The sequence below is a fragment of the Campylobacter concisus genome (assembly GCF_003049065.1).
GTDB lineage: Bacteria > Campylobacterota > Campylobacteria > Campylobacterales > Campylobacteraceae > Campylobacter_A > Campylobacter_A concisus_BE.
The window spans coordinates 1-20649 of sequence record NZ_PISC01000014.1 but is presented as its reverse complement, the minus strand read 5'-3'; the positions used below and the strand labels follow the sequence as shown (position 1 = coordinate 20649).

The 20649-nt window shown below is 42.1% G+C and carries 15 protein-coding genes; 1 reads left to right on the top strand and 14 read right to left on the bottom strand.

Annotated elements, in window-relative coordinates; translation table 11 throughout:
* The 14 genes from CVS81_RS09400 to CVS81_RS09335 all read right to left on the bottom strand — a co-directional run.
* Positions 1-1188 (bottom strand): nitrate- and nitrite sensing domain-containing protein (locus tag CVS81_RS09400; protein WP_234399555.1); only part of this gene is annotated, 1188 nt, incomplete at its 3' end.
* 323 nt (positions 1189-1511) lie between these two features.
* On the bottom strand, positions 1512-4079 hold the full coding sequence (locus CVS81_RS09395) for a molybdopterin-dependent oxidoreductase (protein ID WP_107965806.1): 2568 nt from the start codon (positions 4077-4079) through the stop codon (positions 1512-1514).
* Positions 4080-4268: 189 nt separating this feature from the next.
* Positions 4269-6776: a molybdopterin-dependent oxidoreductase gene (locus tag CVS81_RS09390; protein WP_107965805.1), complete on the bottom strand. Its 2508-nt coding sequence runs from the start codon at positions 6774-6776 to the stop codon at positions 4269-4271.
* Positions 6777-7198: 422 nt separating this feature from the next.
* Positions 7199-7774, bottom strand: a complete 576-nt coding sequence (locus tag CVS81_RS09385) for a cytochrome C (protein WP_107965804.1) — start codon at positions 7772-7774, stop codon at positions 7199-7201.
* 98 nt (positions 7775-7872) lie between these two features.
* The gene (locus CVS81_RS09380; protein WP_413784311.1) at positions 7873-8301 is read right to left on the bottom strand and encodes an EamA family transporter; all 429 of its coding nucleotides are present in this window, start codon (positions 8299-8301) and stop codon (positions 7873-7875) included.
* A 45-nt stretch (positions 8302-8346) separates the two neighbouring features.
* Positions 8347-9270 carry a Dyp-type peroxidase gene (locus CVS81_RS09375; protein WP_107965802.1) on the bottom strand — a complete coding sequence of 308 codons (924 nt, stop codon included), beginning with the start codon at positions 9268-9270 and terminating at the stop codon, positions 8347-8349.
* A gap of 23 nt (positions 9271-9293) precedes the next feature.
* The gene (locus CVS81_RS09370; RefSeq protein WP_107965801.1) at positions 9294-9989 is read right to left on the bottom strand and encodes a DUF4230 domain-containing protein; all 696 of its coding nucleotides are present in this window, start codon (positions 9987-9989) and stop codon (positions 9294-9296) included.
* Positions 9990-10045: 56 nt separating this feature from the next.
* Positions 10046-10879, bottom strand: a complete 834-nt coding sequence (locus CVS81_RS09365; RefSeq protein ID WP_107965800.1) for an MBL fold metallo-hydrolase — start codon at positions 10877-10879, stop codon at positions 10046-10048.
* Between the two features lie 92 nt (positions 10880-10971).
* On the bottom strand, positions 10972-12183 hold the full coding sequence (gene ilvA / locus CVS81_RS09360; RefSeq protein WP_107965799.1) for a threonine ammonia-lyase: 1212 nt from the start codon (positions 12181-12183) through the stop codon (positions 10972-10974).
* Positions 12184-12207: 24 nt separating this feature from the next.
* Positions 12208-13311: a tRNA (uridine(54)-C5)-methyltransferase TrmA gene (gene trmA, locus CVS81_RS09355; protein WP_107965798.1), complete on the bottom strand. Its 1104-nt coding sequence runs from the start codon at positions 13309-13311 to the stop codon at positions 12208-12210.
* A gap of 2 nt (positions 13312-13313) precedes the next feature.
* On the bottom strand, positions 13314-15017 hold the full coding sequence (locus tag CVS81_RS09350) for a Na+/H+ antiporter NhaC family protein (RefSeq protein WP_107965797.1): 1704 nt from the start codon (positions 15015-15017) through the stop codon (positions 13314-13316).
* Between the two features lie 9 nt (positions 15018-15026).
* Positions 15027-15773 carry an SDR family NAD(P)-dependent oxidoreductase gene (locus tag CVS81_RS09345; protein WP_103590789.1) on the bottom strand — a complete coding sequence of 249 codons (747 nt, stop codon included), beginning with the start codon at positions 15771-15773 and terminating at the stop codon, positions 15027-15029.
* Between the two features lie 8 nt (positions 15774-15781).
* Positions 15782-16993: an ankyrin repeat domain-containing protein gene (locus tag CVS81_RS09340; protein WP_107965796.1), complete on the bottom strand. Its 1212-nt coding sequence runs from the start codon at positions 16991-16993 to the stop codon at positions 15782-15784.
* Positions 16994-17029: 36 nt separating this feature from the next.
* A complete protein-coding gene (locus CVS81_RS09335) occupies positions 17030-19615 on the bottom strand; it encodes a bifunctional aconitate hydratase 2/2-methylisocitrate dehydratase (protein WP_107965795.1) in 2586 nt (861 codons plus the stop codon).
* A gap of 122 nt (positions 19616-19737) precedes the next feature.
* Here CVS81_RS09335 and CVS81_RS09330 point away from each other — a divergent pair, with 122 nt between their 5' ends.
* A complete protein-coding gene (locus CVS81_RS09330; protein WP_107965807.1) occupies positions 19738-20196 on the top strand; it encodes a methylated-DNA--[protein]-cysteine S-methyltransferase in 459 nt (152 codons plus the stop codon).
* Positions 20197-20649 lie beyond the last annotated feature (453 nt).

Sequence of the window (20649 nt, the reverse complement as noted above, 5' to 3'; positions counted from 1 at the left end):
AAGTTGTAGATCTTTAAATGTGCTTTTTAGTTGATTTAGAGCTGGGTTATTAGTATCTGCTTCTAAGCTTGCTTCATAGTTGCCATCTTTTATCTCATTTACAAAGGTGTTGGCTTTTTGGATGAAGGTGTTCTCATGCTCTTTTGCCGTCTGGATAACCTCTATATTTTCATTTATGAGCGATGACATGATGCAAATTTCATCTTTGCCTTTTAAGCTTAGAAGTTTGGCAGAATTTGTCTTGTTGTTTAGATATAAGAAAAACTCGCTTAGACCGCCTTTTACGCTATCGATGCCTGAGATGATATTTTTACCAACAACAAGCGAGATAAAGACGAGTGCGACGATAAAACAGGCAAGCATTATAGCCATAAATAGCACAAGGTTGCTGGCCTCGTCTTTGTCATGTGTGGCTAGCTCTTTCATATCATTTAACAAGTAAAGCTCGTAGTTTCTGAGGCTATCGATCAAATTTGTGATGCTCTTAAACCAGCTAGCCGCCTCTATCTTTCTGGCTGTCTCTTCTGGAGTAGCGATAGCGTCTTTGATAATCTCATCTATTTGCTTAAATTCGTTGCTTTGCAATATATCTTTTTGCAGGCTGTCTGCGTATTTGCCGCTATTAAATTTGACATAGTCGTTTAAAAGCTTTTTGATGTTTGCGTCGTGAGAGATCAAATTTACATATGTGTTTTTGTCGATCTCATCTTTGATAAAGGCGACGTTCATTATCGCTCTTGTGATGCCGTAGTACTCTTTGATCTTTGAAATGCTAAAAATCCTAGCCACATCATCTTTTATAGCTGGCTTGGCGTCTTTTGAGAGAGAATTTAAAAATACAAGCGTGTTTTCTATCATACCGCTATATTCGCCAAGGAGGTTAAATTTCTCTTTTTTATCGACCTTTGCCCTTATGCCACTAAGTACTCTTAACACCTCATCTTTGTTTGAGAGCTCTTTCACGATCCCATCGACCTTAGCTCTTTGCTCTTTTAAATTTTTCTCAGAGTCTTTGCCGTTTGCTATGAAAGCTGCGCTATAACCACGCTCTTTTTGAAGCTCATGGATAAATTCGCCCTGCTTTATGATATCTTCGCTCATTGAAAGGTTTGAAATAGCTTCACTTCTGCTGTTTAAAACGCCTTTTAAGATGTAAACACTAGTCACGCTTAGACAAAGCAAACTCACAAAAACGATGAGTAATATTTTAGATTTTATACTTAGATTATTCATTTTATTTTTCTATCCCTCAATCAAAAACCACTATCCAGTGGCATTTTTTGGTATTTTGGGGCGGATTGTATAATTTTTATTATTAAATAAAACTTGAAACCAGAAATTACCTTTAAGCAATATTTAATAAATTTTGGCTTGCAAATGCCGTATTTTAGGGATTTTATATAATCATTAATTACATATAAATAATAAAAATTAATAAATTTTCTTTAAAATTTTTTCGTAAATTAATAGAATTTTTCAAAAAAGCAGGAGATCACTCCCCTGCTTTGAAATTATTTAGAAAATTTTGGCTCAGAAAATGCTGTAAGTTTTGGTGCTTCATCGCCTTGATATTTTCTGATATTTACAAGAGCTGTGTGGCTGATGTTGCCATTTGCTAGCTTACTTGTTGGGATATCTATGGTTAGCACGTTTGCAGAGCCATTTTTGCAGATGCCGCTATCAAAGCCGTCATACCAAGCGCCCTCAGCTAGTTTTACAACGCCCTCTTTTATGTTTTTAGTCACATAGACACCAGCTAGTACCTCGCCACGAGCGTTAAATACACACACCAAATCGCCTGTTTTTACGCCAAGCTCTTTTGCGTCATTTTCATTTATCCACACTGGCTCACGGTTAGCGATAGCATACTTCTCACGAAGTGAAGTTTGGCTTAGCTGTGAGTGCAAGCGGTCAGTTGGGTGAGCGCTTATCATGTGGTATTTTGCTGGTTTATCTTTCATGCCTAGCCACTCGATCGGCTCAAACCAAGTTGGGTGCGCTTTGCAGTCATCATAGCCCATTTTCTCGATCGTATCTGAGTAAATTTCGATAAGACCGCTAGGCGTTCCAAGAGCGTTTAGCACAGGATCTTCTCTAAATTCGCCAAGTCTTACCCAACTATCACTATCTTGAGATGAGGCAAAAGTGACTGGTTTGTTTTCATTCCAAAACTCTTCAAATGGCTTCATATCGCTTGCAAGCTCAGGGACGGCCTTTACTTGAGCGTAGGCTGCGTCGTAGTACTCTTTGATCCAGTCAAACTCGTCTTTGCCGTTATCTGTGTAGGCAACGACTAAATTTTTAGCATAAGCCTTGCAAAGGTCAGTGAAAATTTGATAGTCATCTTTTGCCTCGCGGTATTTTTCAACGACTTGTTTCATTGGTACGATGTTCATGTTTGAGTAATCACCTGTCATCGTGATGTCGTTTCTCTCATACTCTGTAGTGACAGGAAAGACGATATCAGCCATCTTTGCTGTCGGTGTCCAGTAAGCTTCGTGAACGACAACCGTTCTTGGCTTTCTCCACGCTTTTAAATTTGTATTAGTATCTTGGTGATGCACTAATGGGTTGCCGCCGACCCAGTAGATAAAGTCGATGTCTGGGTAGGTGATCTTTTTGCCGTCATGATCTATCACTTTACCAGGGTGAAGCAACGCATCAGCGATACGAGCTACTGGGAAAGCGTAGTCAGTTGCTTTTTGTAGCCAGCTTTGACCTGTGCCTGCTACTGCGGCTGCCTTTGCGACGAAGCGACCGCGTTTGTCAAATTCGCCCGTATCAGTGCCGATAAACTCGCCTTTATCGTTAAATTTACCAACACTTGCGCTATTTACGCCGCCGATGACTGCTCCTTTGCATGTTGGTGCGCCGCCGTTTGAGTAGTGGTAGCTTAAGCCAAATCCCCCGCCAGGTAGGCCTATCTGACCGATCATAGCAGCTAGCGTTACCATCGCCCAGTGTGGCTGCTCGCCGTGATGAGCGCGCTGCATGCCCCAGCCACTCATTAGCATCGTGCGGTTGCTTACAAATGTATCAGCTAGCTCTTTTAAAGTACCTTTGTCGATGCCACAAATTTTGCTCGCCCACTCTAAATTTTTAGGAGTGTTGTCTGTCTTACCAAGTAGATATGGGAGGAATTTATCAAAGCCATAAGTGTAGTTTTCGATAAATTCTTTATCGTATTTGCCACTTTCATATAGGTAGTGCATCATGCCTAGCATCATCGCTGTGTCGGTGTTTGGCACTGGAGCGATCCACTGAGCTTTGTCGAAGTATTGCGCTGTTTCAGATCTAATAGGATCGATCACGATAACCTTGATATCTTTTTTGTTTTTTAGCTCTTCAAAGTATTTAAAGCCTTGCTCATCAGTCGCTGTCCAAGCTATGCGAAGTGTTGCAAGTGGGTTTGCGCCCCAGATGACTACGACTTTTGAGTTTTCAAGCACGACTGGCCAGCTAGTTTGCTGCTCATAGACCTCGATACTACCTACAACGTGAGGCATGATGATCTGGCTAGCGCCTGTTGAATAGTCACCTAGCGAGCCAACAAAGCCGCCACTAAGGTTCATAAATCTATGAAGTAAAATTCTTGAGTTATGCACATTGCCGCTTGATTTCCAGCCGTAACTGCCTGCAAAAACGCTTTGTAAGCCTTTTTGCGCTCTTGTTTTTTTAAGCTCTTTAGCAACTAGCTTGATCGCCTCTTCATAAGGCACCTCGACCCATTCGTCTATGCCGCGAAGCTCTGGTTTTGGGCTGTCTGGATTTTGCAAGTAGCTCTTTCTTACCATTGTGTGTTTGATACGACTTTTATAGATCATATCTGGTGTGTAGTGCTGAAGTGGATTGTAAATTTCACTTGTCTTTTGGATAGGCTCTGACTTTACAGCGATGCCGTTTTTAGTTGTCACTTTTAGCATGCCCCAGTGAGCAGCTGTAAGAGTTTCGCCATTTTTTACAACGCCCTTTTTAACCTCATCAGCAAACAAATTTGAAGCTGTTACGCCTGAAAGCAAAGGTGTAGCTGCGATTGCTGTTGCACCTTTTTTTAGAAAATCTCGTCTGTTCTCGTTCATCGTGTTCTCCTTTTTTTATGTTCTTTAACTTCTCGCCTAGGCAAAGCCAAGGCTCCGACAAACCCCATCGGTTTGATCCCACACTAAAGACTAAGATCGCAAACTCTGCGATCTAAATTTTGGTTTTCTCCGTTGAGCCAGAAGCAAGCGCTATTAAATTCCGCTCACTCTTACAAATTTACAGTCCGATCAGACTGAAAATTTTGGCTCTTTAAAGGCGCTAAGTTCTGGTGCCTCACCTTTAAATTTCTTGATATTAACAAGCGTTGTATGCGAGATATTTGCATTTGAAAGCTTGCTAGCTGGGATATCGTTTGTTAAAACGTTTATGCAGCCATTTTTACAAACACCCTTCTCATCTGGGTCGTACCATGCGCCCTCGCAAAGTCTTGCTACGTTGTAGCTCACATCATCGCTCACCACAGCACCTGCTAAAATTTCACCTCTCTTGTTATAAACACGCACGATGTCGCCTGTTTTGATGCCAAGTTTTTTAGCATTTTTAGTGTTTATCAAAATCGGCTCACGATCAGCCACCGCGTACATATCTCTAAGCGACGTTATGCCTAGCTGAGAGTGCAAGCGCACGCTTGGGTGTGGGTTTAGCAGGTGAATACTGGCTGATTTTTTCTTCGCACCCAGCCACTCAGCAGGCTCCATCCACATAGCATGGCCCTTGCAGTCGTCGTAGTTCATATTTGCTATCGTCTCTGAGTAAATTTCTATAAGACCACTTGGCGTGCCAAGAGCGTTTAGGATAGGATCCTCTCTAAACTCAGCGTGTCTTACCCATGCCTCGTTCTCTGTGGTTGAGTCAAATTTAGTAGGCTCGTTTTTCTCCCACCACTCGCTAAATTTAGGCATTTTTACGCCTAGAGCTTCGTTTGCATTGATGACTTTAGCGGCGCTATCGTAGTATGACTTGATGAAATCAAGTGGCTCTTTCGCCCCATCAGTGTAAATTTCAGCTACGCCGTCAGCATAAGCCTTGCTTAGATCAGAGAAAATTTGATAGTCATCTTTTGCCTCGTTTTGTTTGGCTACGACTTGCTTCATCGGCATGATGTATTGGTTAGAGTAGTCGCCAACCATAGTAATATCATCTCTTTCATAAAGCGTAGTTACTGGAAATACAATATCAGCCATCTTCGCTGTTGGCGTCCAGTAAATTTCATTTACGACAACCGTTCTTGGCTTTTGCCATGCACGTTTTAGCTTATTTAAATTTTGCTGGTGACCAAATGGATTGCCTCCTGCCCAGTAGATGAAGTCGATGTCTGGATAGGTGATCTTTTTACCGTTATGATCTATCGTCTTGCCAGGGTTTAAAAGCACGTCAGCGATGCGAGCTACTGGGAAAGAGGCTGCTTGCATCTCTTCTATCTCCGCTTTTAACCTCTCATCAGCCACATCTTTTGCATATCCTTTAAATTTGCCATCTTTGATGACGCCGATATCTGCTGGGTTGATACCGCCAACGACCGTTGCCGTGCTAGTTGGCACGCCACCACCGCTGTAGTGATAGCTAAAGCCAAAGCCTCCGCCTGGTAGGCCTATCTGACCTAGCATCGCAGCTAAAGTGACTAGCATCCAGTAAGGCTGCTCACCGTGGTGAGCACGCTGCATAGCCCAGCCACCCATTATCATAGTGCGGTTTTTATACATTTTAACGGCAAGCTCTTTTATCACCTTTTCGCTGATGCCACAAATTTTGCTCGCCCATTTTGGTGTTTTTGGCTTGCCATCTTTTTTACCAAGTAGATACGGCAAGAATTTATCAAAGCCAACTGTGTAGCTCTCTAAAAACTCTTTGTCGTAGTTTTTGGTCTTATATAGATGATACGCCATGCCAAGCATCATCGCTGTGTCAGTATTTGGCACTGGAGCGATCCATTTTGCCTTGCCGTCAAAGTAGTTACCCGTTAGGCTCTTGATAGGGTCGATGATGATGATCTCTTTATCGCTATTTTTTAGATCTTCTAGGTATTTGTACCCTAGCTCATCAGTCGCCGTCCAGCCAACTCTTAGCGTAGCTACTGGGTCACTTCCCCAGATCACCACTACCTTTGAGTTTTCAAGTACCACTGGCCATGTAGTTTGCTGCTCATAGACCTCTATGCCGCCCATAACGTGAGGCATGATAACCTGCCCTGCACCTGTCGAGTAGTCGCCAAGACCGCCGACAAAGCCACCAGTTAGGTTCATAAATCTAGCCAAAAGCGTAGTTGAGCTGTTGAAATTTCCACTTGATTTCCACGCTGGAGACTTCGCATAAACGCTAGCAAGGCCTCTTTGAGCTCTTGTCTTTTTTAGCTCTCTTGCAACTAGCTTGATCGCGTCTTCATACTTTACCTGCACCCACTCATCTTGACCGCGAAGCTCTGGCTTTGGGCTATCTGGGTTTTCAAGATAGCTCTTTCTCACCATAGGATGCTTGATGCGGCACTTGTAGATCATGTCAGCTGTGTAGCCCATTAATGGGTTTGGTATGCTGCTTAAAACGCTAAGTGGCTTTGAGCCAGTCACAACGCCGTCTTTTACGCTAACATCCATCATACCCCAATACGCCGAGGTTTTAACGCTGCCATTTTTTACTAAGCTTGGTTTTACACTGCCATTTCCACTAAAAGCGCACCCGCCTAGAAATGGTGTAGCAGCTAAAGCCAAACTACCTTTTAAAAATTTTCGTCTTTGCATTAATAAATACCTTTTTTACTTCTCGCCTAGGCAAAGCCTGGGCTGTGACAAACCCCATCGGTTTGATCCCGCACTAAAGACTAAGATCGCAATCCAGCGATCCATTTTTATGTTCTTTAGCGGTTTGGCAAAGCCAAACCTAAGAACCAACTCTAAAGACTAAGATCGCAAGTCTGCGATCTAAATTTTGGTTTTTCTCCCTGAGCAGCCACCCATCGCTCGCATCGCTAGCGATATGCTTCGCTCACTCTCTCCCGCACGGATACCAAGCAGTTGGTATCCTCTAAAGGCGGTCGCTCACCCGCCTAAAGTTACTTGTCCGACTACGCGGACTAAATTTGGTTTTCTCTCTAAGTAAAACCATTAAATTTAAACCCTTTGCCTTGCTAAATTTGATTAAATTTAGCCCTGCTAGGTTTTACTTATTTGCCTAAATTTAGGTCAGATGAGTGTTTTTGTAGGTACTCGATAACTAACCACTCGTCTTTTTTATCTATTGCGGTTCTGCCGATCATTGATTTTAGAAGTGACGGCCATTGATTTGCATTAAAGTGCGTAGTTTGAGGCAACGCATGGCAAACGCCACAGCTCTCTTTATACATCTTATCAGCTTTTGCAAACATCGCATTTACGTCAGTGCTAAAGCCATCTTTTTGAACAAAAACTGTCGTTTCTACCTCGTTCCATTTGCCGTTTTTGCCCTCTTTTGTCACTTTGATATCAAAAGGTGCAGTTTTTGCAAATGCTACTGAGATGATCCTCGCGCCATCAGCAAAATAAACTACGTTGCTAACGGCTGGGTTTTGATAGCCTTTTACTTTGATCTGCGCTCTGTCGCCGCTTGTTTGTAAAATTTCAACTGCGTTGGTTGGTAGCAGCCTGCCTATGCTCTTAGCTGAGTTTGCGTCAGCATATACGTCCTTTACGACATCTGTGTAGTTCATGCCTGCACCAAATGCAGCACAAGCTACGATGGCTGATAGAATAATTTTTTTCATATTTCTCCCTTCAAAATGAAATTGTTCAAATTTTAGGGGCTTTTTGATTAATTACAAATTAAAATTAAAAATATACTTTAAGAATAATGCAGAAAATTTTATTTAAAAATGAGTAAAAACACGCCAGATACGATAAGGCAAACGGCTAAAATTTCTTTTAAATTTAGCCTCTCACCAAGAAATATGACAGCCAAAATAATAGCTAGCACAACGCTAAATTTATCAACCAGCGCTACCTGATAGACCTTGCCTGCTTGCATAGCTTTAAAATACATGAGCCATGAAAGCCCAGTCGCCATGCCACTTAGTATGAGAAAGAGCCAGTTTTTGGGACTTAGCGAGTTTAGCGGTTGCCATTTTTTAGCCACACTTAAAAGCAAAACAAGCATAAAAACGACAACGACCGTTCTTATAAATGTCGCAAAATCGCTGTCGATGTCCTTTACGCCTAGCTTTGCAAAGATCGCTGTAAGTGCAGCAAAAACAGCTGAAAGAGCTGCGTAGATAAACCACTCTGGCATCTTTATCCTTATAAATTTAAAAGGGCAAATTTGCTTCGCCCCAAGCTAAATTTATCCCTCGTAGTCACCAAGCATATCAAGCGTAGGAGCAAAATATAAAGCCCCAGTTACTGGCGTACTAAAGTCAAGTAGCCTATCTGAGTTGCCTTTTGGCTCGCCGATAAACATCTTTTTAAGCATAAGCTCAACCGTTGAAAATGTGCTTGCATAAGCAATGAAGTAAGTGCCTGTTTTGCTGCCTTCAGTAAATGGCATATTGCCACGCACGACCTTTTTATCGTCGCCGACATTTGCAGCAGCTGAGTGTGAATTTGTAGGTTTTACGCTCTCGTCCATCTCGATGTCATACTCTTTTGAGCGGCCTATAACCTTTTCTTGCTCGCTCACGCTTGTGGCGTTCCACTCTTTCATTTTGTGAAAGTATTTTTGAACAAAAACGTAGCTACCACCTTTAAATTTAGCGTCCTCTTTGCCGACTTTTGCAAAAAGATCTCTATCTTCGCCATCAGGGTTTTCAGTGCCATCTACAAAGCCAATTATCGCCCTGCCGTCGTGATACTTAAAGCCTTGAGTCTCGTCTGTAAGCTCTGCAAATTTAAACAAAACTTCTTTGATATTTTGCGCCATGTCAAAGCAGTCAGCCGCATTTAGCGCGCGGATGTGGATGTGGATATCGCCCTTTGTGCTAACAGCTTCATGTTTATCGCCTTTGATAGCTTTAAAATTTACAAGCTCTTTTGGCAATTCTTTTGAAATTTCAAGCTTTTTCCAAGCATCATGACCCACGCCAAGGACGCAGTTTACATTTTCGTTTGCGCCAAATCTAACTTTAGCAGTTTTGTTTAAATTTACAACTAAAGCACAAAGCTTAGCAAAGCCCTCTTTACATGATTTTTTGTCGCCTTTTAAAACCCATGTTTGAAAGACTGTGTTGTTACCAGGTGCTTGTGTGACCTCTTGTGAATTTACACTCATTTTTTCTCCTTTAAATTTTGCTTTTATGCGATATTTTCTAAATTTAATTGCTCATTGATATGATCATCGCTATCGTCAAAGACAAACTCGACCTTGTTTGCGCCAAAGCTCTTAGCTATCGCTTCAAGCGTGTCGCGAGCTGATTTATGAATTTTACTTTGAAGCTGCGAGATAAGGCGAACGCTCATCTTTTTGACTTCATTTCTGGCCTCTTCGATTAGTCTATTTTTATCTTCTTCTGTAAAAGTGCTACCAAAAAAGCCATTTAGCGAGTCAGGCAACAAAAATGGTATAAATTTGCCATTTTTTTCATCGTAAAATTTCATATCTGCGATTGAAAATTTATACTTACATGGAGGCATTTTTATCTTGTAGCTAGAGTTTGCGATCTGCATGATCTCAAGTCTAGGGCTAGTTAGGTCGTAGATGAAATTTATCTCAAACTCAAATATCATCGAAAGCTTCTTCTCGCTTACCAGCCACCTTAGATACTCTTTGCCAAAATTTCCAAACGCATGATCTGTCTTTGTGACGATCTCTTTGCTATATACCTGAAAGACAGATAGCTCACCGATGCTTTTAAGCTGCGAAATTTCAGTGCTGACTGAGACATTTTCGCTATCATCTTTTGCCTTTTTTAGCGCCTTGTTTGACCTATAAAATGCAAATGCCAAAATAGCTAGCAAGATAGCTAATATCAAATTTGCGTATTCGCTCATATTTTCTCCTTTAAAGCCCGCATTTTATCCTAAATTTGTAAAGCAAAAGAAATTTATCACTCTGGCAAGGTGATGGGGCTCTTATAAGGCATGTGAGCGCCTACTATCTTTGTAGTCTCGTCCTCCAAGCCATCAAGCACCTTTTCTCTCGTTTTAGCAGCTTGGGCTGGATCTATATCATAAGTGATAGATATGCTAGGCTCGACCTCTTGCACTGCTAGGACGTGAAGAAGGTCAGCTATAAAGATGATCTTGTCGTTATCTGACTCAAAGCTTATCATGTTGTGCCCTGGAGTGTGGCCGTAGGCTGGGATAGCCATGATCTTTAGAGCCCCGTCAAATAGTGGCTTTTTATGGTCAAAAAAGCTCTTATCATCCTTGTAAAGCGATAAAATTTCTTTTGTCCTCTCATCTTTGCCTTTCATCCAGTAGTCCCACTCCTTTTCATCTATAAGAAGCTTGGCATTTTTAAATGTCTTTTTGCCGCTATCTATGAGCCCACCTATGTGATCAGGATGAGCGTGCGTGATGATGACGTAGGTTAGATCCTCTGGTTTTATATTGCCAAAAGTTTGCAGATCATACTTTAAAACCTCCAAGCTATCTTCATAGCCGCTATCTATGAGCGCCGTGTAGTCATCGCACTTTGCAAACATTACGTTGTGTTTGTTTGGTAAATTTTTAGTATTTGCCACAAGCTCTTTTTGCGCCTCATCTTTGGCTATTAGCTTATCTACTGGCGCGTCAGTCGTCTTTAGTGAAAATACATAAAGCTTGCATCCACCCATAGCTCCTATCCATACTTGATCGTTTTGCTTGCTAACCACCTCATCATCGGCACAAAAAGCTAAAGTGCAAAACAACGCAAGGCTTAATAAACACTTTTTCATATCTCATCCTTGAATAAATTTGCGAAATTTTAGTCCTGTAAATTTAATGAAAGTTAATGCTCACTACTTTAAAAGGTAGCGAGCTTATAAATTTAGAAGAGTTGAGTGAAAGAAAAGCCATTTTTATTAAGCGTATCTTTGATCTTTTCTTGATGCTCAAGCCCTTTTGTCTCAAGCGTGATAGTGATGCTTGCATCGCCGTAGTCAAGCTTTGTTGAAAAGCGGTCATAGTCGATCTTAACTATGTTTGCATTTGCTGATTTTAGGCTATCAGTTAGGCTCATGAGCGCTCCTGGCTTATCTACAAGTGTGATTTGCAAGGTCATCTTGCGGTGAGACTTGATAAGACCCTTTTCGATGATGATAGAAAGCACTTGAACATCGATATTTCCGCCACTTAGCACCACGCCTATCTTTGCGCCTTTTTTAAATTTGATCTTATCATGCATAAGTGCTGCCACGCCAGCTGCACCAGCTCCCTCAACTACGATCTTTTGCGTCTCTAGCAAAAATAAAATCGCAGTTGCGATCTCCTCATCATCGACCTGCACAAACTCATCCACGCACTCAACGATATTTTTAAGCGTTATCTCGCTCGCATCACGCACAGCGATGCCATCAGCTATAGTGCGAACTGACTTTGAGTTTATGCTCTTTTTAGCGCCGTAGCTGTTAAACATCGCTGGAGCGCCCTTTGCGCCGACGCAAACGACTTTAGTTTTTGGATTGACTTGCTTTATACAGCTTGCCACGCCGCTAGCCAAGCCACCACCGCCAACTGGCACTACAACCATATCAAGGTCGCTTATCTCATCAAGCATCTCAAGACCCACAGTGCCCTGCCCTGCCATAACATACTCGTCGTTAAATGGATGAACAAAGGTCATATCCTTTTCTTTGGCGTAGTTCACCGCAAAAGCGTATGCCTCGTCGAAGTTATCGCCCTTTAAAATGACCTCTGCGCCAAGGTCCTTCGTGCCAGCTACCTTTAAAAGTGGCGTAGACTCTGGCATGACGATACAAGCGTGCACGCCAAATTCTTTTGCACTTATAGCTACGCCTTGAGCGTGGTTGCCAGCGCTTGCAGCCACGACGCCACGTTTTCTCTCCTCGTCGCTTAGGCTAGCTATTTTGTTATATGCGCCTCTTATCTTATATGCGCCCGTTCTTTGTAAATTTTCTTCTTTCAAATAGACATTTGCGCCCAAAATTTTACTAAGCTTCGCGCTTTGCGCAAATGGGGTCTTGGTCACGAAATGACCGATCGTTATCTTTGCTTGGATGATTTTATTTAATGAAACCATTTTTTTAAATTTTCCTTTTTAAATTTATTCTTTTGCCCTAAGCAGCACGCCACACTCGATGTGATGAGTGTTTGCAAACTGATCAAAGAGCGCAAATTTTATCACTTTATGGCTTTTAGTAAGCTCATTTAGATTTTCTTTTAGTGTCTCTGGGTTGCACGAGATGTAGATGATGTTTTTGAAATTTCTAATGAAATTTATGACGCTTTCACTTAGTCCTGCGCGAGGCGGATCGACAAGGACGTGTGAGAAGTTAAAGTCGCTTAATTTTATCTCTTTTAGCCTGTTAAACTCCCTAACGCCAGCAAATGCGCTCATCAGCTCATCAGCGTCCATTCGCAAAAATTTGATATTTTCTGCCCCATTTAGCTCGCAGTTTTTAAGGGCATTTGCGATCGAGCTTTTTGAAATTTCAGTGGCAAGAACGTTTTTAAATTTAAACGAAAGCGGGATAGTAAAATTCCCATGTCCGCAGTAGAGCTCCAGCAAGTCAGCGCCACCCTCAACGCACTCTTTTGCCCAAGCTATCATCTTCTCATTTACCGCTTTATTTGGCTGGATAAAGGCATTTTCACTTAGGCTAAATTTATAAATTTGCCCATCAATATTTAGCTCATCAACTAAATTTAGCTCACCGCTAAGAAGCTTTTGACCACGAGATCTAGCTAGGATCATCGCATCAAGCTTGCTAGCTAGAATTTTCATCGCCGCTTCAAACTCACTATCAAGCTTTTTGTGATAAAGAAGCGTGACTAAGGTGCCGCTTTTACAGGCGATAAACTCCACTCCAAAGAGCTTTGTGCGTAAAATTTCATCATCTTGCAAGCTCTCAAGTAGCCTTGGCATGAGATGTGAAATTTCCTCGCGAACCTTTGGGCACTCATCTATGAAGACCCTTTTGCCCTTCTCGCTTGCGTGCATCGTATAGCTAAGCTTGCTGCCCTCGTGCCAGATGCCAAACTCAGCCCTCGTGCGGTAGTGCTTTGGGCTTGAGCTAAAAAGATCAAATTTACCCTCGTAAAAGTGGGAGAAATTTTGCTTGATAAGATCGGATTTAAATGAAATTTGCTCACTATAGGGGGTAAAAAGAGTGCATGATCCGCACTCTTTTAGGTATTTGCAGTCCAAATTTATGCCGCTTTCTCTTCGACTTTTTTACCGACAAATCTAACCAAAGCCCAGATCGCTAAAAATCCGCAAGGAAGTGCGATCCAAACGCTAAGACCAAGTGCTACAGGCAAGTAGCCAACAAGCACACAAACCGCACAAACGCTAAGTGCATAGATCATCTGCGTTGAGACGTGATCGATGTGGCTACATCCTGCGCCCATTGATGAGAGTATCGTAGTGTCTGATATCGGCGAGCAGTGATCACCAAAGATAGCACCAGTTAGAACGCTTGAGATATTTACTATCATATAAGCGTGCATCGCATCGCCATCTAGGCCGTAGTTTTTGCCCACTGCATAAGCTAGCGGGATAGCAAGAGGCATCAAAATGCCCATTGTGCCGTAGCTGGTGCCAGTTGAGAAGCTGATAAATGAGCCAAGGATGAAAACAGCCACTGGCAAGATAAATTTAGGCGTTGAATCACTTAGCAAATCAACCAAATATCTTGAAGTACCAAGCTCTTTGATAACCGCGCTAAGGCTCCAAGCAAGAAGCAAGATGACGACCGTGATGATCATAGTTTTCCAGCCTTTTACCCACGTGCTAATAGCCTCTTTTACATCAAAAATTTTGCGCCAAACACCCATGACAATAGCTACTATACTAGCAAGTAGCGCTGCTTGAAATAGCGATGTAGCAGAGTCAGCTGCGCCAAAAGTATCTTTAAATGTTGAAAATGAAAGCGGATTTGCAAGTGCATTTTTAAGAGTATCGCCCTCAAGTGCAGCAAGACCGCTAAAATAAAAGCTAGTAAATGCACCAAAAACCAGCACAAGAAGTGGCACGACTGCATTTGAAGCGCTTAGTTTCACGCCCTCTTTTGGCTCAAGAGTCTTGTCCTCAAGGTCTTGAATTTGAGTTTTGCCAGAGTGAAGCTCGCCCTTTCTAGCGCGTCTCTCAGCTGCTAGCATAGGGCCATACTCACGCTGCATCAAGGCTGTGCAGACGATGAAAAACAAGATAAAGAGGTTGTAAAATCTATATGGAATGGTCTCAATAAATACCGAATATGCGTTGATACCAGTCTCGCCAACTAGCTCATAGCCCTTTTCGATGAGTGAGACTTCAAGGCCGACCCATGTCGAGATGATAGCGATACCAGCGATCGGTGCAGCCGTAGCGTCGATGATAAAGGCTAGTTTTTCGCGGCTTATTTTAAATTTATCGCTTATTGGTCTCATGATAGGGCCAACGATTAGGGCGTTTGCGTAGTCATCGAAAAATACAAAGATACCCATGAGCCATGTTGAAATTTGAGCTGAGACGCCTGTTTTTGCCTTTTTGCTAAGCCAAAGAGCGACCGCCTTTGTGCCGCCCATCTTTGTGATAAGTGCGACCACGCCGCCGATACAAAGCACTTGAAGCAAGATGCCTGAGTCGGTCTTGTCAGCCATCGAGTCAACGACCCTTGAAACGATGCCGGTAAAGCCTTTTACGATGCCCATAAAGACGTTTTCATTGATGATATTTATGAGAAACGTTCCGCTAAAAACACCGATAAATAGCGACAATATAACGTCTTTTGTGATAAAAGCAAGTGCTATTGCCACAACAGGCGGTATAAGCGTGAATACGCCGTAAATTTCAGCGTTTCTCTTTGCCACTTCTGGATCAACACCAAAAAGCGCGGCACTAAAAAATAGTAATAATAAAATTTGTCTCACAAGAACTCCTTAAAATTTTTCTATCGCAAGCCCAGCCCAAGTCTGCGTGTTTGCCATGACTTCGACCCTGTTTATATTGACACTTCCAGGCATATTTAGACAATTTACCAAAATCGTCGCGATATCCTCAGACGTGATGAAATTTGTATTTTCATAAAGACTATCCGCCTTTGCCTTATCTCCTCTAAATCTAACCTCGCTAAATTCAGTCTTGCAAAGCCCTGGCTCGATGTTTGTCACCCTGATATTTGTGCCAACTAGATCGTTTCTTAAATTTAGACTAAACTGCTTTACAAAGGCCTTTGTAGCGCCGTAAACGTTGCTGCCAGGATACGGCCACGAGCCAGCTGTTGAGCCTAGGTTAAAGATATAGCCCTTTTCTTGCTTGTAAAGTAGTGGCAAAACGGCCTTTGTCGAGTAGATGAGACCCTTTACGTTGGTGTCTATCATCGCCTCAAAGTCCTCCACCTTCGCATCTATCGTCTTTTCAAGTCCAAGCGCCATGCCAGCGTTGTTTACAAGCACTTCGATATCCTTAAATTTATCAGGCAGGCTCTCTACTGCCTTAAAAACAGCCTCTTTGTCTCGTATGTCAGCTACGATGATATGCGTATCGCCAAGCTCATTTGCAAGCTTTTTTAGCCTATCTTCGCGCCTTGCAAGAGCGACTATCTTGTAGCCCTCTTTTGAGAGTCTTCTGGCGATCGCCTCGCCAAATCCAGATGTTGCACCGGTTACAAAAGCTGTCTTTTTCATGGTTTTTCCTAATTGAAATTTGGTTTTAAACCCAAATTTTCTAAAAATTTGATCGTCTTTTCGTTTTGTTCTTTCAAGGCATAGTCAAGCGCGTTAAATCCCGCATCATCAGTCGCGTTTATATCAGCACCGCTATCTATCAAAAGCTTTAAAATTTCTGGCGTTGCGTGAGCTGCTGCGTGCATGAAAACGCTTCTATTTGTATGCTCTAAACCGCACGTATCTTCAACCTGCGCTTGGCCAAAATTTATCATATTCATCTTAGTATTTTCATCTATGTAGCTCTCATTCGCATTTGCTCCGCTCTTTAGTAAAAGCTCGCAAAGAGGCGCATCCTCAAACTGCACAGCGTAAAAAAGCGCACTTTTGCCAAAGAAATTTTTGTGATTTACATCGGCTCTATTTTTAAGCAAAATTTTTACATTTTCTAAATTTTTAAGAGCAAAAAATAGCGGCGTCTCATCGCCTAAATTTAGATCCGCCCCACGCCTTATGATCTCTTCTATCATCTCGCTACTTTTGTCATTTAGCAGCGCGATATCAAGTAAATTTGTAAGCTCAGCGGTAGTGAAATTTTTAGAATAAAGCAAATTTGCAAGCTCGTCTTGGCTTAGCTTTTGAGCCATCATCTTTTGCTCAGAAGTTAGGGTTTTAGCCTTATTTACCTTTTTGCCGACACTAAAGCTTAAAAACTCATTTATCACGCTAGTTGCGTAGTAAGCGGCACTTGCACTATCAACGCCTAAAGCCTCGTAAAATTTAACCAGCGGAGTTTGAGCGTTTTTATAAGCTTCGCTGAATTTTTTATATTTTAAAAAATTAAACAAGCCCTCGTTCGCCCAGTATCTAAAATACTCCATCTGAGCGTCTTTTTGAGCTTCAGCCACCTCTGGCTTTTCAAGCTCTTTGGCGTAGATATCAGGGGCAAATGAAGCCTTTAGCAAGACCCATCTAAATTTATTTAAATTTTCTCTATAAACGCCCTCGCCAACGCAGCTTTGAGATTCGCTCCTCACAGCCACACTCGCATCAAAAAGCTCTTTTACCTCTTTTAAATTTAAAAGCGAGCCATCGCAATAAAATAGCCCCTCATTCACGTAAGCAAGCTCATTTGGAGTAGTTTTAAAGCTCTCTTTTTTAGCAAGATCATCGCACTCTAATGCATGTAAATTTACAAAAAGAAAACTGCTAAAAAAGAGAAAAAAAGCTACTTTTTTCATCAAAGCTCCTTAAAATTTCGCGATATTGTAACAAATTTATATACTAAACTCGCTTATTTCATTAAAATTTAGGTATTTATAAATTTGATCTTTGTTTAAACTAAGGCTATCTCTTACTATTTTTTTATACTCACTAACGCTTGGCAAACGCCCTAGTAGCGCGCATACAGCGGCCAGCTCAGCACTTCCTAGATAGACCTTTGCACCCATGCCCATTCTGTTGTCAAAATTTCTTGTCGAGGTCGAAAAAACAACGGCATTGTCATTTACTCTTGCTTGATTACCCATACAAAGCGAGCAGCCTGGCACCTCAGTCCTAGCCTCCAGCCTCCTAAATATCTCATAAACACCCTCATCTTCAAGCGTCTTTTTATCCATCTTTGTTGGCGGAGCTATCCAAAGCCTAGTTGTAAGCTTGCTCTCACGCTCTAAAATTCTAGCAAGCGCCCTATAGTGGCCGATATTTGTCATACAGCTACCCACAAAGACCTCGTCGATATCGTGCGCTCTTTTGTTATCAGCTAAAATTTCACTTAGAGTTGCCACGTCGTCTGGGTCGTTTGGACAGGCCAAAATCGGCTCATCTATCTGTGATAAATCAATCTCTAAAATTTCAGCGTATTTTGCGTCCTTGTCGGCCCTTAAAAGAGTTGGGTTTTCTAGCCATTTTTGCATCTTCTCTTTTCGTCTAGCAAGCGTTTCATGGCTCTCGTATCCTGCTTTTATCATAGCTTCAATTAGCGCAATGTTTGAGCGAACGTACTCCGCGACGCTAGCCTCGCTTAAATTTACCACACAAGCAGCCGCCGAGCGCTCAGCCGAAGCGTCACTTAGCTCAAACGCTTGCTCCACTTTTAGGCTCTCAAGCCCTTCTATCTCTAAAATTTTGCCCGCAAAAATGTTCTTTTTGTTTTTTTTCTCAACGGTTAAAAGCCCTTTTTTGATAGCAAAATAAGGTATCGCATTGACAAGATCACGAAGCGTCACGCCCTCTTTTAGCTCGCCTTTAAATTTGATCAAAACTGACTCTGGCATATTTAGCGGCATCATACCAAGCACAGCTGCAAACGCCACTAGGCCGCTTCCTGCTGGAAAGCTAATGCCAATAGGAAATCTCGTGTGACTATCGCCACCGGTGCCCACCGTGTCAGGCAAGACCATGCGGTTTAGCCACGAGTGGATGACGCCGTCACCTGGTTTTAAGCTAACTCCACCACGAAGCGTCATAAATTTAGGCAGGCTCTTTTGCATCTCAAGGTCGCTTGGCTTTGGATAAGCAGCCGTGTGACAAAAGCTTTGCAAGACAAAATCCGCCCCAAAACTAAGACTAGCAAGCTCTTTTATTTCATCTCTAGTCATAGGCCCTGTGGTGTCTTGTGAGCCAACGGTCAAAATTTCAGGCTCCACGTATGCCCCAGCTCTCACGCCAGCCTTGCCACAAGCCTTGCCGACCATCTTTTGAGCGAGCGTATAGCCACCGCCTAGCTCTTTTGACTGATCTGGCTTTATGAAAATTTGCTCCTCGCCAAGCCCCAAGGCCTCTCTAGCCTTTTTAGTCACTTGCCTACCTATCATCAAAGGTATCCTGCCGCCTGCTCTTATCTCATCACTTAGGGTGTTTGGGCTAAGTTTAAAATTTGCCACGAGCTTCTTTTGGGCGCCTGCGAGCTTATAAATTTCGCCTTTAAATGGATAAATTTCTATCTCATCGCCCATTTCTAGCTCATTTACGTTTGCAACTATCGGCAGTGCGCCGCTATCTTCGGCGGTGTTAAAAAATATCGGAGCTATGGTCGTGCCGATCACGATGCCGCCAGTTTTTTTGTTTGGCACGCCCTCTATCTCATCGCCCAAGTGCCACTGGATAGAGTTTATACCGCTCTTTCTACTGCTGCCAGTGCCGACCACGTCGCCAATATATGCCACGCTCTTGCCGCGACTTTTTAGCTCTTTTAGGATTTCTAGCCCCTCAGGCATCTTTTTAACCAGCATCGCCTTTGCATGAAGCGGTATATCAGCCCTTGTATAGGCCTCGCTAGCAGGGCTTAGATCATCTGTATTTGTCTCGCCAGGCACCTTAAAAACCACTGCATTTATGCACTCACTAAGTGGCTTTTTGTGCGTAAACCACTCCGCATTTGCCCAAGAAAGAAGCACCTCTTTTGCAAATTTATTGCTATTTGCTAGCTTTGCTATCTCGTCGAAATGCTCATGCACTAAAATGATATTTTTTAGCTCATTTGCAGCGGCTTGTGCGATAGCTTCATCGCTATTTTTTAGAGCTCGCACTAAAATTTCCACGTTATATCCGCCAAGCATCTTGCCTAAAATTTTAATGGCACGAACTGCGTCAAGGCCGTCTATCTTAAGCCCGTCTATCACCTCGCCAAGAAATTCTGCCTTTATCTTTGCCGCGTCATCAACGCCAGGATTTACGCGGTTTGCGAGCAAATTTATAAGAAATTTTAGCTCATTTTGCGCCTTTTCATCGCCACTAGAGTTGCCAGCAAGTTTTATAAGCTCACAAATTTCGCTTGTTTGCTTGGCATTTAGCGCAAGCGGTGGCACGCCCTCTTTTTCTCGCTCACTCACGTGTTTTTCGTAGTCGGTAAAAAAGCTCATAAATTTCCTTTGTGATTTTGCTCGTTTTTAGTCCAAAACCGCTGATTTTGCTTACATTTTATCAAAAAGCAAAACAATCTAAAGTAAAATTTGCCCAAAATTTCAAATTTCAAGGAGCAAATGTGTCAAAAGCCTACCTAAAATCGCCCATTGGAATTTTAGAGATCGTTGCTAGTGAAAATGGAATTTGTGAGATAAATTTTGTAGATAAATTTGAAAAAGTAGCGCTAAAAGACGAAAATTTAAAGCTTTGTTTAGACGAGCTGGAAGCTTATTTTAAAGGTGAGCTTAAAAAATTTAGTGTTAGACTTGATATAAAAACGACCAAATTTAGAACCAAAATTTATGAAAATTTGCAAAAAGTGCCATACGGCGAAACAACCACATACGCAGCTCTTGCACTTGCTGCAGGCCACAAGAACGCTTACCGAGCAGCAGGCTCAGCAAATGCTAAAAATCCAATGCCTATTATCATCCCCTGCCACAGAGTGCTCTCTCACAGCGGCCTTGGTGGCTACTCAGGCGGCGAAGGTCTGCCAACTAAAATTTGGCTCTTAGAGCACGAAGCAAAGTATAAATAGCTATAAATTTAAATTTGACCTTCAAAAGTTTTCATTAAATTTTAAAATTTATGAACGTGCATATCACGCAGTCAAATTTAAACTTGCTTTGTAAATTTTAAAATTCCATTCACTCGCAAGAATTGACTACTGATTTTAGGCCTCGCAAAGCTTGCCACTAAAATCAGAGCCGAAATTACTCGTTCATGAAATTTTAAAATTTGCCTGACTTTCTATTGCACAAAACGCATGCAATTGTGCTAAAGCACCGCATGCATTTTTGTTTAAGCTTTTTGATTATTAAATTTAAAGCAGTTGGATAAAAATTAAATTTAAAAAATACAAATTCCAACCCAGTCTAAACCAGGTTGAAATTTATGAAGATTTATGAAGCAGATTTATTAAAATTTATTCTTTCTTACTTCACTTACTATTGTCTTAGCCATGTTATCAACATCACTTGTTACTTCATTG